Origin of the sequence: Acetobacter fabarum, assembly GCF_040702925.2 — a bacterium.
Classification (GTDB): Bacteria; Pseudomonadota; Alphaproteobacteria; order Acetobacterales; family Acetobacteraceae; genus Acetobacter; species Acetobacter fabarum_B.
This window is the reverse complement of record NZ_JBFCXX020000086.1, coordinates 1-272: the sequence shown is the minus strand read 5'-3', so window position 1 is coordinate 272 and position 272 is coordinate 1. Positions and strand designations below refer to the sequence as shown.

General features: G+C 26.1%; 1 protein-coding gene. It reads right to left on the bottom strand.

Annotated features, from left to right (window positions below; genetic code table 11):
- A partial coding sequence (locus AB2L51_RS15195) for a hypothetical protein (RefSeq protein ID WP_400922676.1) occupies nucleotides 1-272 on the bottom strand: 272 nt, incomplete at both ends.

The following is a 272-nucleotide window of genomic DNA, read 5'->3' as shown; positions in this document are numbered from 1 at the left end:
ACTTTAGTTCGTATTTACTTTTTAATTCAGTTGTAAGGCTTTTATATAAATTTCTATACAGATCTTTTTTATCTAAATACTGAAATGATGATATAATCTCTTGCATTAAACTAGCATAAGTATCTGCAACTCTTAGAAAACTATATTTTATTAAATCTGGATACTTAGACTCAATAAATTCCTGATTAGACTTGCTAGCTAAAATTGCACTGAGTTTTTTTTCATCAAATTTTTTTCTTTCTGTACTCCCAGGTCTAACATACTGAATATAT